Raw genomic sequence first — 18,439 nt, 5'->3', positions numbered from 1 at the left:
GGATCAGCTCTATTCCTGCTCGTTCGCCGCGTCACCGGCGGCCGTGTCGGCGTTGCCCGCGGCATCCGGGGAAGCGCCCGGGGAGGCGGACGAACCGGGCTTCTCGTTGATGTTCCCGACGACCTTGCCGCTGCCGTCGACGAGGTCGCCGTTCGGCTGGACGGTGACGGTGACGGTCGGGGTGGGCTTGGGCTTCTCCGGCTTCTTGGGCTGCGCCGGCAGAACCATGTCGCGGGGGTTCTCGCGGGGTGCCTGGACGACGATGCCCACGATGTCGAGCTTGGTGAAGCCGACGAACGGGCGGACGTAGACCGTCCGGGTGAGGTCGCCGCCCGACGGGTCCACCCGGACGACCTCGCCGACGGGGACGCCCGGGACGAAGGGCTTGTCCTTGCTGGATCCGAAGGTGACCAGCCGGTCGCCCTTCTTCACGTCGGCCTTGCCGTTGAGGAACTGGACCGAGAGCGGCCGGGACCCCTGTCCGGTGGCGAAGCCGAGTTCGTCGGTCTTCTCCAGCCGGGTGCCGACGGTGAAGTCGGGGTCGTTGGCCAGCAGGACGGTCGCGGTGTGCGGGCCCACGGTGGTGATCCGGCCGACGAGCCCCTCGCCGTTCAGTACGGTCATGTCGCGCTGGAGGCCGTCGTCGGCCCCCGCGTCGATGGTGATGGTCCAGGAGAAGCCCTGGGCCGCTCCTATGGCGACGACCTGGGCGGCCTTGATGCCGTACTGGCCCGCCCCGGCGCTCTTCAGCATGGTGTCGAGCTGGCGGACCTTGCTGGCGTTGCGGTCGTCGCTGCCGAGCCTGGTCTTCAGTTCGGCGTTCTCGTGCTCCAGGGCTGCGATCCGGTCGTGCCGGTCACCGGAGTCCCGTACGGCGCCGATGGCGTTGCCCACCGGGTCCACCGCGGCCGCGACGCCGTTCTCGACCGGTCCGAAGACCGTGGCGGCGGCCTGCCGGGCCCCGTCCACCGGTGACTCCTCGCCACCGCGGATATCGACCGTGATCAGGGCGAATGCGATGGCGATCAGCAGCACCAGGAGCAGCCGGCTCTCTCGTGTGTCCCTCACGTGCGGCGGCCGTGCCTTCCTCGTCGGAATGTTCGTGCCTGTATACCAACGTTCCGCCGCACGGGGCGGCAGCGCCCGTACGGCGGAACGTCGTGTTCTACCGTCGGGGCTGGGCGTCCAGCACCTGCTGGAGCGCCTCGAACTCCTCGACGCACTTGCCGGATCCGAGCGCCACCGAGTCCAGCGGGTCCTCGGCGATGTGGATCGGCATGCCCGTCTCGTGGCGCAGCCGCTCGTCGAGGCCGCGCAGGAGCGCGCCGCCGCCGGTGAGGACGATGCCGCGGTCCATGACGTCGCCGGAGAGCTCGGGCGGGCACTTGTCGAGCGTCGTCTTCACGGCGTCGACGATCGCGTTGACCGGCTCCTCGATGGCCTTGCGGACCTCGGTCGCGGAGATGACGACGGTCTTGGGCAGGCCCGAGACCAGGTCGCGTCCGCGGATCTCCGTGTGTTCGTCCTTCTCCATCTCGTACGCCGAGCCGATCGTGATCTTGATCTGTTCGGCGGTGCGCTCACCGAGGAGGAGGGAGTACTCCTTCTTGATGTGCTGGATGATCGCGTTGTCCAGTTCGTCACCGGCGACCCGGATCGACTGGGCAGTGACGATTCCGCCGAGCGAGATCACGGCGACCTCGGTGGTGCCGCCGCCGATGTCGACGACCATGTTCCCGGTGGCCTCGTGGACCGGCAGGCCGGAGCCGATGGCCGCGGCCATGGGTTCCTCGATGATGTGCACCTGGCGCGCGCCGGCCTGCGTCGACGCCTCGATGACGGCGCGTCGCTCGACCCCTGTGATACCGGAGGGCACACAGACGACGACCCGCGGGCGGGCCAGGTAGCGCCGCTTGTGGATCTTGAGGATGAAGTAGCGGAGCATGCGCTCCGTGATCTCGAAGTCGGCGATCACGCCGTCCTTCAGTGGCCGCACGGCGACGATGTTGCCCGGCGTGCGGCCGATCATCTTCTTTGCCTCGGAGCCGACCGCCAGGATTCCGCCGGTGTTGGTGTTGATGGCCACGACGGACGGCTCGTTCAGGACGATGCCGCGCCCCCTGACGTACACCAGCGTGTTGGCAGTCCCGAGGTCGATAGCCATGTCACGGCCGATGAACGACATTGAGTTCCCCTTGTTCCCCATGAGGATGCGTCGGGCCTTCCCAAGAAGCGAAGAATGGCTTGTTTTGAGTAGGCGAGGGTTGGCGCTGCGGGCGTGGAAGCTTCCATCGTAGTGCCGTATGCACGGACACAGCGCGAGGGTCCTTCGCCATGACGAGCGGAACGGCTGCCCGTTCCACCCATGGTGACGTTACGTCGGAGGGATGCGTTCCCGCGATACGAGACCCTATGCCGAAGGGCGACCGAATTACTTCGGTCGCCCCAGGTCATGAGCGCTGATTGGCCGAGCCGAAGTCAGGAAAGTCCGGGAAAGAAAAGCTTCAGTTCTCGCTCTGCGGACTCCTCGGAGTCCGAGGCGTGGATGAGGTTCTCCCGGGTGACGGTGCCGAAGTCACCGCGGATCGAGCCGGGCGCGGCGGCGATCGGGTCGGTGGGGCCGGCGAGGGCACGGACGCCCTCGATCACCCGCTCGCCTTCGGCCACCAGGGCGACGACGGGGCCGGATGCCATGAACTCGACGAGCGGCTCGTAGAAGGGACGGCCCTTGTGCTCGCCGTAGTGCTGCTCCAGGGTCTCCTGGTCGAGCGTGCGCAGCTCCAGCGCGGTGATCGTCCAGCCGGCCTTGCGTTCGATGCGGCCGACGATCTCGCCGATCAGCCCACGCCGGACGGCGTCGGGCTTGAGAAGGACGAGGGTGCGCTGAGTCATGTGCGGCTCCTTGCAGACTTTCGGTGCGGGTGGGGGCGAGATTACAGGTGCACGCCGGCGGGCCTGCGCCCGGGCTCACGCTGCGTCATCATGAGGCCGGAGCCTGCGTGCTCTCCTGTGCCTCGGCCTGCGCCGCCCAGCGCGCCTTGGCCTCGTCGATCGTGCGGCCGTAGTGGACCGACGCCCACCACAGGGCGCCGAAGATCACGCCCAGGATGTACATCATCGGGACGAACAGGCCGCTCAGCACGAGCAGGACCTGGAGGGCCCAGCCGAGCTGGACGCCGCCCGGCCGGGTGATCATTCCGCAGAGCAGGACGGACAGCAGCATGCCGATGCCGCAGACCGTCCAGACCGTGGCCATGGACAGGTCGTCGGACTTCATCGCGACCAGCCCGGCGAAGCCGATGACGAAGAACTCACCGATCAGCGTCGATGCACAGAGCGTACGCACAGGTCAGCGCCTTCCCAGGAGCAGCCGGGCCTCGCCGACCGTGATCACGGATCCGGTCACCAGGACTCCGGCTCCCGCGTACTCGGCCTCTTCCTCCGCGAGGGTGATGGCCGCCTCCAGCGCGTCGTCCAGACGCGGCTCGACCTGGACGCGCTCGTCGCCGAAGACCTCCACGGCGACAGCGGCGAGGGCGTCCGCGTCCATGGCGCGCGCGCTGGAGTTCTGGGTGACGACGATCTCGGCGAAGATCGGCTCGAAGGCCTCCAGGAGCCCCCGCACGTCCTTGTCGTCGCTCGCACCGACCACGCCGATCAGCCGGGAGAAGCTGAACGCCTCGGAGACGCCCTCGGAGGCCGCACGCGCGCCGGCCGGGTTGTGCGCGGCGTCCAGGACGACGGTCGGGCTGGACCGCACGACCTCCAGCCGGCCCGGCGAGAGCACCGAGAGGAAGGCCTTGCGCACCGTCTCGACGTCCAGGCTGCGGGCCTGCTCGGCGCCGATGCCGAAGAACGCCTCGACGGCGGCGAGCGCCACGGCCGCGTTGTGGGCCTGGTGCGCACCGTAGAGCGGGAGGAAGACGTTGTCGTACTCGCCGCCGACGCCCCGGAGGGTGAGCAGCTGGCCGCCGACCGCGATCTCGCGGGAGACGACCCCGAACTCCATGCCCTCGCGGGCCACCGTGGCGTCCACCTCGACGGCCTTCTTGAGCATCACCTGCGCGGCGTCGACCGGCTGCTGGGCCAGGATCACCGTGGCGTCCTGCTTGATGACGCCTGACTTCTCCCCCGCGATCTCGGCGGGGGTGGAGCCGAGCCGGTCCGTGTGGTCCAGCGAGATGGGCGTGACGACGGCGACCGACGCGTCGATGACGTTCGTCGCGTCCCAGGTGCCGCCCATGCCCACCTCGACGACGGCGACGTCGACCGGGGCGTCGGCGAAGGCCGCGTAGGCCATGCCCGTCAGCACCTCGAAGAACGAGAGCCGGTAGGGCTGCTGTGCGTCGACCATCTCGACGTACGGCTTGATGTCGTGGTACGTCTCGATGAAACGCTCGGCGTCGATCGGGGAGCCGTCGAGGCTGATCCGCTCGGTGATCGACTGGACGTGCGGCGAGGTGTAGCGGCCGGTCCGGAGCTCGAAGGCACCCAGCAGGGCCTCGATCATGCGGGCCGTGCTGGTCTTGCCGTTCGTCCCCGTGATGTGGATCGACGGGTACGCGCGCTGGGGCTCGCCCAGCAGGTCCATCAGGGCCGCGATGCGGGTCACCGAGGGCTCGAGCTTGGTCTCGCCCCAGCGGCCGGCGAGCTCCTGCTCCACCGCGCGCAGCGCCCGGTCCGTCTCGGGGTCGGCGGGGTGGTCGGGGACCGCCTCACCCTGCGGCGGACCCGACTGGGTGCGCAGCGTCCGGCTCCCGGCCTCGATCACCGCCAGGTCGGGGTCGCGCTGGGTCTCTTCGCCGACGATCTCCGCGAAGGTGTCGTCGGGATCGGACGCGTCGTGCCGGTCTGAAGGGCGGGGCTCACTCACAGGGCCAGTCTACGGATGGGCGCGGACATCGTGCGCAGCACCCGGGCCCGAGCCCTCACCCGTACGGCGAAGCCCCCGCACTCCCGGTCGGTCGGGGGTGCGGGGGCTCCGGATCCAGGTGATCAGGCCTGCGGCAGGTTCGCCAGCTGGGCGGTGATCCGCTCGATGTCCTCCTCCGCCTTGGCGAGCCGGCCACGGATCTTGTCGACCACGTTGTCCGGTGCCTTGGCCAGGAAGGCCTCGTTGCCGAGCTTGCCTTCGGCCTGGGCCTTCTCCTTCTCGGCGGCGCCCAGGTCCTTCGTCAGGCGCTTGCGCTCCGCCTCGACGTCGATGGTGCCGGAGAGGTCGAGGGCGACCCTGGCACCGGCGACCGGGAGGGTGGCCGTGGCGTGGAAGCCCTCACCGGCGGGCTGCAGACGCAGCAGCTGGCGGATGGCCGCCTCGTGCGGGGCCAGCGCCGTGCCGGTGACGGTCAGCTCGGCCGGGACCTTCTGGCCGGGCTGAAGGCCCTGGTCGGAGCGGAAGCGCCGGACCTCGGTGACGACCTGCTGGACGAGCTCGATCTCCTTCTCGGCCGCCACGTCCCGGAAGCCGCTGTCCACGGGCCAGTCGGCGACGACCACGGACTCCTGGCCGGTGAGCGTCGTCCAGAGCTGCTCGGTGACGAACGGGACGATCGGGTGCAGCAGCCGCAGGGTGACGTCCAGGACCTCGCCGAGGACCCGTGCCGAGACCTTGGCCTGCTCGCCGCCGGCGAAGAAGGTGGTCTTCGACAGCTCGACGTACCAGTCGAAGACCTCGTCCCACGCGAAGTGGTAGAGCGCGTCGCTGAGCTTGGCGAACTGGAAGTCCTCGTAGAGCGCGTCGGCGTCGGCGACGGTCTTGTTCAGCCGCGACAGGATCCACCGGTCGGTGGCCGACAGCTGCTCGACGGGCGGGAGTTCGCCCTCGACCGTCGCGCCGTTCATCATCGCGAAGCGGGTGGCGTTCCAGATCTTGTTGGCGAAGTTGCGGGAGGCCTGGACCCAGTCCTCGCCGATCGGGACGTCGGTGCCGGGGTTGGCACCCTTGGCCAGGGTGAAGCGGACGGCGTCGGAGCCGTAGGTGTCCATCCAGTCGAGCGGGTCGACGACGTTGCCGAAGGACTTCGACATCTTCTTGCCGCGCTCGTCACGGACCAGGCCGGTGAGCGCGATCGTCTTGAACGGCGCCTCGCCGTCCATGACGTACAGGCCGAACATCATCATCCGGGCGACCCAGAAGAAGATGATGTCGTGACCGGTGAGAAGGACGTCGGTCGGATAGAACTTCTTGAGGTCCGGGGTCTCCTCGGGCCAGCCGAGCGTGGAGAACGGCCACAGGCCGGACGAGAACCAGGTGTCCAGGACGTCGTTGTCCTGCGTCCAGCCCTCGCCGGTGGGCGGCTGCTCGTCCGGGCCGACGCAGACGACCTCGCCCGCGGGGCCGTACCAGACGGGGATGCGGTGGCCCCACCACAGCTGGCGCGAGATGCACCAGTCGTTGAGGTTGTCGACCCAGTCGAAGTACCGCTTCTCCAACTCCTTCGGGTGGATCGCGACCCGGCCGTCACGGACCGCGTCACCGGCGGCCTTCGCGAGGGTCTCGACCTTGACCCACCACTGGAGCGAGAGCCGGGGCTCGACCGTCGTGCGGCAGCGGGAGCAGTGGCCGACGGAGTGGACGTACGGGCGCTTCTCGGCGACGATCCGGCCCTGTCCGCGCAGCGCGCCGACGATGGCGGAGCGGGCCTCGAAGCGGTCGAGACCCTCGAACGGACCGGCGACGGTGATGACGCCCCGCTCGTCCATGACCGTCATCGACTCCAGGCCGTGGCGCTGGCCGATCGCGAAGTCGTTCGGGTCGTGAGCCGGGGTGACCTTGACGGCACCGGTGCCGAACTCCGGGTCGACGTGGTGGTCGGCGACGACGGGGATCGTGCGGTCCGTCAGGGGCAGCTTGATGCGCTTGCCGATGAGGTGCGTGTAGCGCGCGTCGTCCGGGTGGACGGCGACCGCGGTGTCGCCGAGCATCGTCTCGGCGCGGGTCGTGGCGACGACCAGGGTCTCCTCGCCCTCGCCGTACGTGATGGAGACGAGCTCGCCGTCGTCGTCCTGGTAGTCGACCTCGATGTCCGAGATGGCCGTCAGACAGCGCGGGCACCAGTTGATGATGCGCTCGGCGCGGTAGATCAGCTCGTCGTCGTACATCTTCTTGAAGACGGTCTGGACGGCGGCGGACAGGCCTTCGTCCATCGTGAAGCGCTCACGGGACCAGTCCACGCCGTCACCGAGGCGGCGCATCTGGCCGAGGATCTTGCCGCCGTACTCCTCCTTCCACTGCCAGACGCGCTGGACGAAGTCCTCGCGGCCCAGGTCGTGGCGGGACTTGCCCTCCTCGCCGAGCTGCTGCTCGACCTTGTTCTGGGTGGCGATACCGGCGTGGTCCATGCCGGGCAGCCAGAGCGCCTCGTAGCCCTGCATCCGCTTGCGGCGGGTGAGGGCGTCCATCAGCGTGTGCTGGAAGGCGTGGCCGAGGTGCAGGGAGCCGGTGACGTTCGGCGGGGGGATGACGATCGTGTACGGAGGCTTCTCGCTCTGCGGGTCCGCCGTGAAGTAACCGCGCTCTACCCAGCGCTCGTACAGCTTCCCCTCTACATCGGCCGGCGCGTACTGGGTCGGCAGTTCGGGGATGCTGGCTGGCTGCTGCGCTGCGTTCTCGGTCACGGCACACAGTTTAGGGGCGTCACAGTCGTGCACTGAAACCGGTTTGTTGAGTAACGGTGTGCACCCGGATGCCCTGTGCACCCGCTGTTTCCGTCAGGATGTTCGGAACGCATAAGCATTCGGAGGGGACAGCGCCATGAGTTACAACCAGCCGGGCCCGTACGGCGGCCAGCAGCCGCAGGGCCAGCCCGGACCGTACGGCCAGCAGCCGGGTCCGTACGGCCAGCAGCCCAACCCCTACGGTCAGCAGCCGCCTCAGGGCGGCCAGCCCGGCTACGGCTACCCGCAGCAGGCCCCTCAGGGCGTCCCGCCGCAGCAGCAGCCCCCGCAGGGCTACGGCTACCCGCAGGGCCAGCAGCCGGGCCCCTACGGCCAGCAGCCGCCCACCCCGCCGTACGGCGGCCAGCAGGCGTACCCAGGCATGCCGCCGCAGCCGGGTGCCCCGAAGAAGAAGACGGGCCTCATCATCGGGGGCGCCGTGGTGGCCCTGGCGGTCATCGCGGGCGGGGTGTACTTCATGACCTCGGGCGGGGGCGGCGGGGGCGACGTCGCCGACTCCACCAAGGGGTACAAGCTGACACCGGCCGCCTCGGTGGACACCTACAAGCAGGACAAGGGCGAGGCCGCCTCGGGCTCGCCGACGAGCAAGGAGAAGGCGGAAGCCGAGGCCCTGGGCATCAAGAACCCCCAGAAGGCCGAGGCGCAGTACGTGAGCGGGGACATGGAGAAGAACCCCCTCACCACCAAGATGCTGATGCTCTACGGCAACTGGGGTGAGGTCAGCGACCCCGAGAAGGCCCTGAACGGCATGTTCGCGCAGGCCAAGGCAGGAATGGCCGAGAGTGACGACGCCAAGACCTCCCTGGTCGGCAGCCCTGAGAAGGTCACGCCGACGGACTTCAAGGGCGCGCTCATGAAGTGCCAGGACATGAAGGTCGTCAACGACAAGGCGGACGGGACCGCTGCGGGCGGCCCGAAGGAAATGGTCATGCCCGTGTGCATCTGGGCGGACTACAGCACGGTCGGCGCCGTCATCGGCTTCGACATCGGCGCGGCCATGACCAACAAGTCCATGACGCGGGAAGAGGTGTCGGCCCTGGCCGCCAAGCTCTACAACACCTCACGCACCAAGATCTGATCGCGGCTCCACGCGAAGGGGCGCCCGGCCACTGGCCGGGCGCCCCTTCGCGTACGCGTCGTCTTCGCCGTCGCTACGCGGACTTCTCGTGACGGCCGCCGTCGTTCTTGCCGATCGTGCGCGGCTCGCGCGGGACCAGCGTCGGGTTGACGTTGTTGCGGACCACGTCCGGGGTGATGACCACACGGGCCACGTCCTTGCGGGACGGCACCTCATACATCACGGACTGGAGGACTTCCTCCATGATCGCGCGCAGACCGCGTGCGCCCGTCTGGCGCAGGATCGCCTGGTCGGCGATGGCCTCCAGCGCCTCGCGCTCGAAGTCCAGCTCCACGCCGTCGAGTTCGAAGAGGCGCTGGTACTGCTTCACCAGCGCGTTACGCGGCTCGACGAGGATCTGGAGCAGCGCCTCGCGGTCCAGGTTGTGGACCGAGGTCAGCACGGGGAGGCGGCCGATGAACTCCGGGATCATCCCGAACTTCACCAGGTCCTCCGGCATGACTTCCTGGAACTGGTCGCTCGCCTGAATCTCCAGCTTGGAGCGGATCGTCGCGCCGAAGCCGATGCCCTTGGCGCCGGCCCGCGACTCGATGATCTTCTCCAGGCCCGAGAAGGCGCCGCCCACGATGAACAGGACGTTCGTCGTGTCGATCTGGATGAACTCCTGGTGCGGGTGCTTCCGGCCGCCCTGGGGCGGCACGGAGGCGGTGGTGCCCTCCAGGATCTTCAGCAGGGCCTGCTGGACGCCCTCACCCGAGACGTCGCGGGTGATCGACGGGTTCTCGCTCTTGCGGGCGACCTTGTCGATCTCGTCGATGTAGATGATCCCGGTCTCGGCCTTCTTGACGTCGTAGTCCGCGGCCTGGATCAGCTTCAGCAGGATGTTCTCGACGTCCTCGCCGACATAGCCGGCCTCCGTCAGCGCCGTCGCGTCGGCGATGGCGAACGGGACGTTGAGCATGCGGGCCAGCGTCTGCGCGAGCAGCGTCTTGCCGGAGCCCGTGGGGCCCAGCAGGAGGATGTTGGACTTGGCGAGCTCGATCGCGTCGTCACGATTCCCGCCGCCGTTCTCCCCGGCCTGGACCCGCTTGTAGTGGTTGTACACAGCGACCGAGAGGGCCTTCTTCGCCGGCTCCTGACCGACGACGTACCCCTCGAGGAACTCGTAGATCTCGCGCGGCTTGGGGAGCTCCTCCCACCGCACCTCGGAGGTCTCGGCGAGCTCCTCCTCGATGATCTCGTTGCAGAGATCGATGCACTCGTCGCAGATGTACACACCGGGTCCCGCGATGAGCTTCTTCACCTGCTTCTGGCTCTTTCCGCAGAACGAGCACTTGAGCAGGTCGCCGCCATCACCGATGCGTGCCACGAGGTGCTTCCCCTTCGCCTGGGAGCAGCCTGGTTCAGCGGCTCCTGGTGCCTCTATCCGACGGTACCTTGCCTGGCCCCCCGTTCGGGCCCCCCTTGGCACGGTTCACACGGCCGGGGCGGTGCGAACGGAATGTGCCAAGGGGAAAGACCGACGTCAGACGGACGCGCCTGCGGTGGTCTTACGGGTGGAGACAATCTGGTCCACCAGACCGTACGCGAGTGCGTCGTCGGCGGTAAGGATCTTGTCGCGCTCGATGTCCTCGCTGATCTTCTCCAGCGGGGTGGTGGAGTGCTTGGCCAGCATCTCCTCGAGCTGCGTGCGCATGCGCAGGATCTCGTTGGCCGCGATCTCCAGGTCGGAGAGCTGCTCGCGGCCGGTCTGCGAGGACGGCTGGTGGATCAGCACACGGGCGTGCGGGAGCGCCATGCGCTTGCCCGGCGTGCCCGCCGCCAGCAGGACGGCGGCGGCGGAGGCCGCCTGGCCCATGCAGACCGTCTGGATGTCCGGCTTCACGAACTGCATCGTGTCGTAGATCGCGGTGAGCGCGGTGAACGAGCCGCCGGGGCTGTTGATGTAGATCGAGATGTCGCGGTCCGGGTCCATCGACTCCAGGCACAGCAGCTGCGCCATGACGTCGTTGGCCGAGGCGTCGTCGATCTGGACGCCGAGGAAGATCACGCGCTCCTCGAAGAGCTTCGCGTACGGGTCGTACTCACGCACACCCTGCGAGGTGCGCTCCACGAAGCGCGGGACGACGTAGCGGTTGTCCACCTGCGGGCCGGTGTAGAGGCCGCTCGCGGAGGCGCCGGAGAAGTTGGTCATGTGGGTGTTCACCATCCTGGTGGCGTTTCTGTGGGCTGGAGGTCTCGGCGTACGAGAGGGTGCGGGGTGGTGCACGCCCGGATCAGGCGCCCGTGCCGCCGCCGCCCGGGATGCCCGACGCGAACGTGATGATCTCGTCGATGAGGCCGTAGTCCTTGGCCTCCTCGGCGGTGTACCAGCGGTCGCGGTCGCCGTCGCGGATGATCGTCTCCACGGTCTGGCCGGAGTGGTGGGCGGTGATCTCGGCCATCCGCGTCTTCGTACGGAGCAGGTACTCGGCCTGGATCTTGATGTCCGAGGCGGTACCGCCGATGCCGGCCGAACCCTGGTGCATGAGGATGTCGGTGTTCGGGAGCGCGAAGCGCTTGCCCGCGGTGCCGCCGGTGAGCAGGAACTGGCCCATCGAGGCCGCCATGCCCATACCGATGGTGACCACGTCGTTCGGGATGTACTGCATGGTGTCGTAGACCGCCATGCCGGCCGTCACCGAACCGCCGGGGCTGTTGATGTAGAGGTAGATGTCCTTGTCGGGGTCGGCGGCAAGGAGCAGAAGCTGTGCGGTGATCTTGTTGGCGATGTCATCGTCGACCTGCTGACCGAGGAAGATGATGCGCTCGCCGAGCAGTCGGCTGTAGACCTGGTCACCGAGGCCTCCACCGAGGGACGGCTCTCCGGCGGCGTAGGGCATCAGATTCGTCACGTATCCACCTGCTCGTCTCTGACGGCTCCGGCCGTCTCAGCGTCTTCGTACCGGGTGGGCCGGGACTACCCGACCCTTCCTCTTCATGGACCCTAACGCGCAGGTGGGACAACGCCATCCCGCTTCCCCAACTGTTCGCTGGGAGCGCAAGGTAAGCCAGTGGTCCCAAGGGTCCGGGGGGCGCGCGGGACGCCGTCCCGAGGGCGTCCCCGGGCACATGGGCCGATACGACGGCGGGCTCCGGACGCGGTGCGTCCGGAGCCCGCCGTGCGGATCAGATCAACGGCCGGGACGAGGCTCAGGCCTCGTTCTTCCCGTCCTTCTCCTCGGCTGCCTCGGTGCCCTCGGCGGCCTCGACCGTCTCGGTGGCCTCCTCGGTCTCTTCGTCGTCCTCGAGCTCGACGATCTCACCGTTGGTGTCGACGACCTTGGCGGCCTCGACGACCACGGCGAGCGCCTTGCCGCGGGCGACCTCGCCGACGAGCATCGGAACCTGGCCACCCTCGACGACGGCCTGGGCGAACTGGTCGGGGCTCATGCCGGAGGACGCCGCACGCCGCATGAGGTGCTCGGTGAGCTCCTCCTGGTTGACGTTCAGCTTCTCCTTGTTGACGAGCTCGTCCAGGATGAACTGGGTCTTGATGCCCTTGATGGCCTGCTCGGAGGTCTCGTTCTCGAACTCCTCCAGCGTCTTGCCCTGGATCTCGAGGTACTTCTCGAGGTCGAGACCCATCTGGCCGAGCTGGTGGTGCTCGAGGTTGTGCTTGCGGGTCTGGACCTCGTCCGCGAGGAGCTTCTCGGGGATCGGGACCTCGGCCAGCTTCAGCAGCTCGTCGAGGACGCGCTCCTGGGCCTGGGTGGCCTGGTCGTACTGCTTGGTGTTCTCGAGGCGCTTGCGGCTGTCCTCGCGGAGCTCGGCGAGCGTGTCGAACTCACTGGCCATCTGCGCGAAGTCGTCGTCCAGCTCGGGCAGTTCGCGGGCGGCGACGGCGGTGACCTTGACAGTGACCTCCGCTTCCTTGCCCTCGGCGGAGCCGCCCTTCAGCTCGGAGGTGAAGGTGGCCTCGCCACCGGCCTCCAGGCCGGTCACGGCCTCGTCGATGCCGTCGAGGAGCTCGCCGGAACCGATGGTGTACGAGACACCCGCGGCCACGCCGTCCTCGAGGACCTCTCCGTCGACCTTGGCCTCCAGGTCGATCGTCACGACGTCGCCCTCGGCGGCGGCGCGCTCGACCGGGTTGGTCGACGCGAAGCGCTCGCGGAGCTGCTCCACGGCCTTCTCGACGTCCTCGTCGGTCACTTCGAGTGCGTCCACGGTGACCTCGATGCCGGAGTAGTCCGGAATCTCGATCTCGGGACGGACGTCCACCTCGGCGGTGAAGGCCAGCAGCTCGCCGTCCTTGAGCTCGGTGATGTCGACCTCGGGCTGGCCCAGAACGTTGAGCTCACCCTCGTTGACTGCCTCGGTGTAGAACTTCGGAAGGGCGTCGTTGACGGCCTCCTCCAGCACAGCACCACGGCCGAACCGCTGGTCGATGACCCGGTTGGGGATCTTGCCCTTACGGAAGCCCTTCACCGTGACCTGCTGGTTGATCTTCTTGTACGCCGCGTCGAGGCTGTCCTTGAGCTCCTCGAAGGGCACCTCGATGCTGAGCCGAACCCGAGTCGGGTTCAGGGTCTCCACGGCGCTCTTCACGGTTCGGTCTCCTTGGTGGCTGACTTCTTGGGGTTCTGCTGGGCCGCCGAGAGGCGGCTTCGCGGATCGAGCCCGGTACATCAGACACACGGGCACGCAATTTGCATAGTAACGGCAAGGGGGAGGACTCCCACAATGCGATCTTGCTGGTGGTCGGGGTGGCCGGATTCGAACCGACGACCTTCCGCTCCCAAAGCGGACGCGCTACCAAGCTGCGCCACACCCCGTCGGTGCGACACGTAGGGTACATGCACAAGAGCGCCGCGTCGGCCGCTCGGCCGAGGTGGTCGCGAAGTGGCCGCGGGACCGGCCACGAGGACGGCCCACGGGGCCGGCGCGGGCCGGGCGGCGAGGGCGCTCACCGGCGCCGGAGCGGGGGCACACCGATACGGGTGTGCGCGCACCTTCCCGGAACCGCTACGATGCTTTCCGTACCGCGGTCCACCGACCTGCGGTGCGGTGCTTGCGGGCGTAGCTCAATGGTAGAGCCCTAGTCTTCCAAACTAGCTACGCGGGTTCGATTCCCGTCGCCCGCTCCAACGGCTCAGGGCCGGGCCGGAGGTTCTTCCTCCGGCCCGGCCCTGAGTGTTTTCGTGCCGCCTCGCAGCCCTCGCGCGTCCGTGGGCCCCGCGGCCCCGCGCCGGCCGCTACGCGGGAGCCACGGCCTCCCGCACCGCCCGCGCGGAGGCGGCCGGGTCGTAACCCTCCGGAACCCCCTCGACGAGGATGATGTCGCCCTGGATGTGCCGCGCGCGCAAGGGCGCGATCTCCTGGTACGCGGGAGAGTCCCACCAGGCCCGCGCCTCGGCGATCCCCGGGAAGCCGAGCACCACGACACTCCCCGGCCAGGCGCCCTCCTTCACCTCGTGCGGAGTGAAGTGCACCAGGAAGCTGCCCCCGTACGGCTCGAAGGTGGCGGGGAGCCGCTCGACGTACTCGGCGATCTCCGGGTGCGGGGCGGCGTCCTGCAGGTGGGCTATCGCATAGGCGGGCATGGCGTCCTCCGGTCGGCGGGGTTCCGTCGGACCGGAGCCTGGCACGTCCGCGTACCGGGTGGCGATGACCTGAGGGGTAAAGGGCGGCGTCCGGCGGGGAGGCCCCGCCGGAGGGCCGCAACGGCCGCGCCTGCGGCGGGCGTTCGGGGTCCGCACGCGCCCCGCACCGGCCCGTGCGTGTGACCCGACGGGCTGTCGCCTGCCGGGCGCTTCCACGGCTCCTCAGAAGCTGATCTGGTTGATCGTGTCGGCTATCGAGTTCATGAATCTGTTGATCGACGGCGCCATGCCCGTCGAGGCCAGGAAGAAGCCGAAGAGCACGGCGACCACCGCCGGCCCGCCCTTGAGGGACCCGCCGCGGATCAGCACCACCAGGACGATCCCCAGCAGAAGCACCACAGACAGTGAAATGGCCACGACTGATCACACCCTTGGTCGGTCCGCCTTGCCGGCCCGGTGGCATGCGGCCCGGCACACCTCCGTCGCGTCCATCGTGCCACCAACTCCCCTGCGCCTGCTGCCGGGTGATGGCGGAAAACGACCGGATCACGCCAACCTCACGCCCGCGTGCGCCCGGGTGCGGCACCGGCGCGGGCACCTCTCCACGGGGCGCGGGGCGGCTACGGGCGGGGCGCGCGCGAAAACTGTGCGCCCGCTGTGTGCCGGGCAGTTCGAATAATCGCCGGTGTGATCGTTTCCATATCCCCACACTTCATTCACAGCGATTTGCAGGGAGTTCGTGCGACGAAATTCACTCTCACCAACCACCCGCCGATATGCCCCATTTAAGGGGGATGAATCCCTACGTAACGGGCAGTTGTCGGTAGTTTCGTTTTCGAATGAGCGGGAACACGCGATATCTCTTGCGAGATTTACGCATACCGATCAACGGGTCTAAGGTGCATGAGATGTCCCAAGCTCCGAGCGAAATTCAGAGGGCCCCGATCACCCCGGAGAGCCGGGAGGCGGAGCCCAGACACGAGCGGACCCCGACGGCGCCGGGGGCTCCGTCCACGGTGACGAAGGCCGCACCGGCCCGCGCCGCGGCGCCCGCTCCGGCCAAGCGCCGGGACGCGTACTTCGACAATGTGAAGTACCTCGCGATCGTGCTCGTCGCCGTGGCCCACGCCTGGGAGCCGGTGATGGACGGCAGCCGGACGACCCGCGCGCTGTACATGGTCGTCTACACCTTCCACATGCCCGCCTTCATCCTCGTGTCCGGCTACTTCTCCCGTTCGTTCGACATGAGTTCGGCCAAGGTGAAGCGCCTGGTCACCGGGGTCGTCGTGCCCTATGTGCTCTTCGAGACCGCGTACTCGCTCTTCAAGCGGTACGCCGGCGGCGTGGACGACACCCCGATCACCCTGCTCGACCCGCTGTTCCTCACCTGGTTCCTGATCGCCCTCTTCATCTGGCGGGTCACCACCCCGATCTGGCAGTCCCTGCGCCACCCGCTCCCGGTCGCCCTCGCGATCGCGGCGCTCGCCTCGGTGACGCCCGGCATCACCGACGACCTGGACCTGCAGCGCGTCTGCCAGCTCCTGCCGTTCTTCGTGCTCGGCCTGCTGATGAAGCCCGAGCACTTCCAGCTCATCCGGCGGCGGGAGGTGCGGATGCTGTCCCTCCCGCTGGTCGCGGGGGCCCTGCTCTTCGCCTACTGGGTCTCTCCCCGCATGGGGCTCGGCTGGTTCTACCGCAGCAACAGCGCCCAGGAGATGGACTTCCAGTGGTGGGCGGGACCGGTGATGACGCTCGCCATGTTCGCCTGCGCACTGCTGCTCACGGTCGCGTTCCTCTCCTGGGTGCCGCGCCGCCCCATGTGGTTCACGGTGCTGGGCGCCGGGACCATCTGCGGCTATCTGCTCCACGGCTTCCTGGTGAAGGGCGCCGGCTACTACGGCCTGTTCGACCGCTACGAGTGGCTCACGGGCCCCGTGGGCCTGGTCGTGGTCTCGCTCGTCGCCGCCGCGGCCGTCACACTGCTGTGCACCCCACCGGTCCGGCGCGTACTGCGCTTCGCGACCGAGCCCGACATGAACTGGGCGTTCCGCAAGAGTCCCGCCAAGCGCTGACCCTGTCCGGATCGGCCCCCTCCCGCAGGGGGAGGGCGCCGTCCGGGGGTCACCCCTCGGCGGGGTTGGCCGGATCCCGTCGTTCGGCGGGTGTCCGACCCCCGTCGAGCCCCAGCAGCCCGCGTACCAGCGCATATTTCTCGGCCAGCCGGGTACGGGTCGCCGGCTCCAGGACCGCGAGGCGGTCGGGGTCCGCGTTGTGCGCCAGATCCGACTCCTTGATCAGCAGCGCTCCGGGCGTGGCGAGAATCCGCCCGGTGTACGCGAAGAGGTCCTCGCCGTCCCGCTTGGTGACGGCGAGGACCATTTCTTTGACCTGCCGGGGCAGCGGCGCCTCGTCCAGCCACCGCGCGGAGAGCGCGCCGTCCTCGACCGCGTCGTGGAGCCAGGCGGCGGCCACCTGCTCCTCGCTGCCACCTCGGAGCCGTACGCCCTCGGCGACGGCGGCGAGGTGCTCGGCGTACGGCCGCCCCGCCTTGTCGGTCTGGGTGCGATGGGCCTCGCGGGCGATCGCCTCCACCTGGGCCAGGGTCAGATACGGGGTCGGCACGGTCCGACTCTACGCAGGCGCGCTCCGCCCCCGGACGTGCGCTCGAAGGGCTCACGGGAGCACGGGTAATCGTTCGGTAAACTAATTACTGACGATTCCTTGACGTACTCTTGACCCAAAGAAGGAGACGGGCTCATCGGACACGCAGACACGCTCATCGCCATGGGAGGCGCGTTCCTCGCCGCCGCCGTTCTCGCCCGGGTGGGCGGCCGTATCGGACTGCCGACCATCCCCCTGTTCATCCTCGCCGGGATCCTGCTCGGCCCGTACACGCCCGGGGTCGTCCTCCTCGACGATCCTCACGACCTGGAGATGCTCTCCGCGCTCGGTCTGGTGCTGCTGCTCTTCTACCTCGGGCTGGAGTTCCACCTCGACGACCTGAAGACGGGCGGGCGCAAGATGGCGCTCGCCGGCGGCACCTATCTCGCCCTCAACGTCGGCGCGGGCCTCGGCTTCGGCTTCGCGCTGGGCTGGGGCACCTCGGAAGCACTCGTGCTCGCGGGCGTGCTCGGCATCTCGTCGTCGGCGATCGTCACCAAGGTCCTGGTCGACCTCAACCGCATCGGCAATCCGGAGACACGCCCGATCCTCGGCATCATCGTCGTCGAGGACGTCTTCCTCGCCCTGTACCTGGCGGCCTTGCAGCCGATCCTCTCCGGAGCGGACAGCCTCGGGGCGGCGGTGCTCGACGGCGGCAAGGCCTTCGGATTCCTGCTGCTGCTCGCCCTGATGGCCCGGTTCGGCACGAAGCTCGTCGGCAAGCTGATGAACACCAAGGACGACGAGCTCCTCGTCATCTCCTTCCTCGGCGTCGCCGTCTTCGTGGCGGGGGTCTCGGAGTGGTTCGGGGTGGCCGACGCGATCGGCGCCTTCATGGTCGGCCTGATGCTGGGCAGCACCACCTCGGGCGGACGGATCCTGAAGCTGGTGCACCCGCTGCGGGACGCCTTCGGCGCGATCTTCTTCTTCGCGTTCGGGCTGTCCATCAACCCCGGCGATCTGCCGAGCGTCGTGTGGCCGGTGCTCGCGGCCGTCGCGGTGACCGTGGCGATGAACGTCTTCGCCGGAATGGCCACGGCGAAGATCTACACCTTCGGCCCGCAGGCCACGGCGAACATCTCCACCACCCTGCTGGCGCGCGGTGAGTTCGCGCTCATCCTCGCCACGATGGCGGCGGGCGCGGGGCTGGACGAACGGCTCTCGCCCTTCATCGCCGGATACGTCCTCCTGCTCGCGGTGCTCTCGCCCCTGGCGGCCGGCCGCTCGCACTGGCTCGCCAAGATCCTGCCCGGCGGGCGCTCCCTCGACCAGGCGCCCGAGAAGGAGCCGTTGCCGGTCTGAGGGGCACGCGAGGCCCGGGTGCGCGAGGGGTGAGGGCGCGCACCCGGGACGACTCATGACGGCTCACGGCCCCGGATACGTGGGACGGCTCACGGCGGCACAGGGCCGGGAGCGCGGAACAACTCACGTTCGGGTG

At 68.7% G+C, this 18,439-nt stretch carries 16 protein-coding genes and 2 tRNA genes; 4 read left to right on the top strand and 14 right to left on the bottom strand.

From position 1 onward, the window contains the following. Nucleotides 1–9: 9 nt before the first annotated feature. The 6 genes from mreC to ACFY8O_RS08620 all read right to left on the bottom strand — a co-directional run bounded on the left by mreC (nt 10) and on the right by ACFY8O_RS08620 (nt 7,617). The gene (mreC, locus tag ACFY8O_RS08645) at nt 10–1,068 is read right to left on the bottom strand and encodes a rod shape-determining protein MreC (RefSeq protein WP_145801548.1); all 1,059 of its coding nucleotides are present in this window, start codon (nt 1,066–1,068) and stop codon (nt 10–12) included. Between the two features lie 97 nt (nt 1,069–1,165). Next, nucleotides 1,166–2,185 carry a rod shape-determining protein gene (locus ACFY8O_RS08640; RefSeq protein WP_145801547.1) on the bottom strand — a complete coding sequence of 340 codons (1,020 nt, stop codon included), beginning with the start codon at nt 2,183–2,185 and terminating at the stop codon, nt 1,166–1,168. A gap of 293 nt (nt 2,186–2,478) precedes the next feature. Continuing rightward, complete coding sequence (gene ndk / locus ACFY8O_RS08635; protein ID WP_033299402.1) at nt 2,479–2,892, bottom strand: nucleoside-diphosphate kinase; 414 nt, start codon at nt 2,890–2,892, stop codon at nt 2,479–2,481. An 88-nt stretch (nt 2,893–2,980) separates the two neighbouring features. Continuing rightward, complete coding sequence (locus tag ACFY8O_RS08630) at nt 2,981–3,346, bottom strand: DUF4233 domain-containing protein (protein ID WP_145801546.1); 366 nt, start codon at nt 3,344–3,346, stop codon at nt 2,981–2,983. A gap of 3 nt (nt 3,347–3,349) precedes the next feature. Then, nucleotides 3,350–4,873 carry a bifunctional tetrahydrofolate synthase/dihydrofolate synthase gene (gene folC / locus ACFY8O_RS08625; RefSeq protein WP_387900128.1) on the bottom strand — a complete coding sequence of 508 codons (1,524 nt, stop codon included), beginning with the start codon at nt 4,871–4,873 and terminating at the stop codon, nt 3,350–3,352. Between the two features lie 122 nt (nt 4,874–4,995). Next, complete coding sequence (locus tag ACFY8O_RS08620) at nt 4,996–7,617, bottom strand: valine--tRNA ligase (protein WP_387900127.1); 2,622 nt, start codon at nt 7,615–7,617, stop codon at nt 4,996–4,998. A 136-nt stretch (nt 7,618–7,753) separates the two neighbouring features. On the opposite strand from ACFY8O_RS08620, the gene ACFY8O_RS08615 reads away from it, so the two are divergent. Then, a complete protein-coding gene (locus tag ACFY8O_RS08615) occupies nt 7,754–8,755 on the top strand; it encodes a hypothetical protein (RefSeq protein WP_145801543.1) in 1,002 nt (333 codons plus the stop codon). 73 nt (nt 8,756–8,828) lie between these two features. Here ACFY8O_RS08615 and clpX read toward each other — a convergent pair whose 3' ends face one another. The 5 genes from clpX to ACFY8O_RS08590 all read right to left on the bottom strand — a co-directional run bounded on the left by clpX (nt 8,829) and on the right by ACFY8O_RS08590 (nt 13,572). After that, nucleotides 8,829–10,124: an ATP-dependent Clp protease ATP-binding subunit ClpX gene (gene clpX, locus ACFY8O_RS08610; RefSeq protein WP_145801542.1), complete on the bottom strand. Its 1,296-nt coding sequence runs from the start codon at nt 10,122–10,124 to the stop codon at nt 8,829–8,831. 156 nt (nt 10,125–10,280) lie between these two features. Continuing rightward, complete coding sequence (locus ACFY8O_RS08605; RefSeq protein WP_028439716.1) at nt 10,281–10,964, bottom strand: ATP-dependent Clp protease proteolytic subunit; 684 nt, start codon at nt 10,962–10,964, stop codon at nt 10,281–10,283. Nucleotides 10,965–11,031: 67 nt separating this feature from the next. Next, a complete protein-coding gene (locus ACFY8O_RS08600) occupies nt 11,032–11,637 on the bottom strand; it encodes an ATP-dependent Clp protease proteolytic subunit (protein ID WP_030625849.1) in 606 nt (201 codons plus the stop codon). 310 nt (nt 11,638–11,947) lie between these two features. Further along, entirely contained in the window at nt 11,948–13,345 is a 1,398-nt protein-coding gene (gene tig, locus ACFY8O_RS08595) for a trigger factor (protein ID WP_387900124.1), read from the bottom strand. A gap of 150 nt (nt 13,346–13,495) precedes the next feature. After that, nucleotides 13,496–13,572, bottom strand: a tRNA-Pro gene (locus tag ACFY8O_RS08590). 238 nt (nt 13,573–13,810) lie between these two features. Between ACFY8O_RS08590 and ACFY8O_RS08585 the strand changes: the two genes are divergently transcribed. Next, nucleotides 13,811–13,884 (top strand) — tRNA-Gly (locus ACFY8O_RS08585). 108 nt (nt 13,885–13,992) lie between these two features. Here ACFY8O_RS08585 and ACFY8O_RS08580 read toward each other — a convergent pair. Next, entirely contained in the window at nt 13,993–14,340 is a 348-nt protein-coding gene (locus ACFY8O_RS08580) for a DUF1330 domain-containing protein (RefSeq protein WP_387900122.1), read from the bottom strand. 222 nt (nt 14,341–14,562) lie between these two features. Then, on the bottom strand, nt 14,563–14,757 hold the full coding sequence (locus tag ACFY8O_RS08575; protein WP_145801539.1) for a hypothetical protein: 195 nt from the start codon (nt 14,755–14,757) through the stop codon (nt 14,563–14,565). 491 nt (nt 14,758–15,248) lie between these two features. On the opposite strand from ACFY8O_RS08575, the gene ACFY8O_RS08570 reads away from it, so the two are divergent. After that, nucleotides 15,249–16,412: an acyltransferase family protein gene (locus tag ACFY8O_RS08570; protein ID WP_167526115.1), complete on the top strand. Its 1,164-nt coding sequence runs from the start codon at nt 15,249–15,251 to the stop codon at nt 16,410–16,412. A 49-nt stretch (nt 16,413–16,461) separates the two neighbouring features. Here ACFY8O_RS08570 and ACFY8O_RS08565 read toward each other — a convergent pair whose 3' ends face one another. Next, nucleotides 16,462–16,962: an HD domain-containing protein gene (locus tag ACFY8O_RS08565; protein WP_387900120.1), complete on the bottom strand. Its 501-nt coding sequence runs from the start codon at nt 16,960–16,962 to the stop codon at nt 16,462–16,464. 162 nt (nt 16,963–17,124) lie between these two features. Between ACFY8O_RS08565 and ACFY8O_RS08560 the strand changes: the two genes are divergently transcribed. After that, complete coding sequence (locus ACFY8O_RS08560; RefSeq protein WP_145801536.1) at nt 17,125–18,303, top strand: cation:proton antiporter; 1,179 nt, start codon at nt 17,125–17,127, stop codon at nt 18,301–18,303. Nucleotides 18,304–18,439: the final 136 nt, after the last annotated feature.

The sequence above is a fragment of the Streptomyces argenteolus genome, from assembly GCF_042902585.1.
GTDB classification, from domain to species: domain Bacteria; phylum Actinomycetota; class Actinomycetes; order Streptomycetales; family Streptomycetaceae; genus Streptomyces; species Streptomyces argenteolus.
The sequence above is the reverse complement of the archived record's forward strand: the minus strand, read 5'-3'. Positions and strand labels throughout refer to the sequence as shown.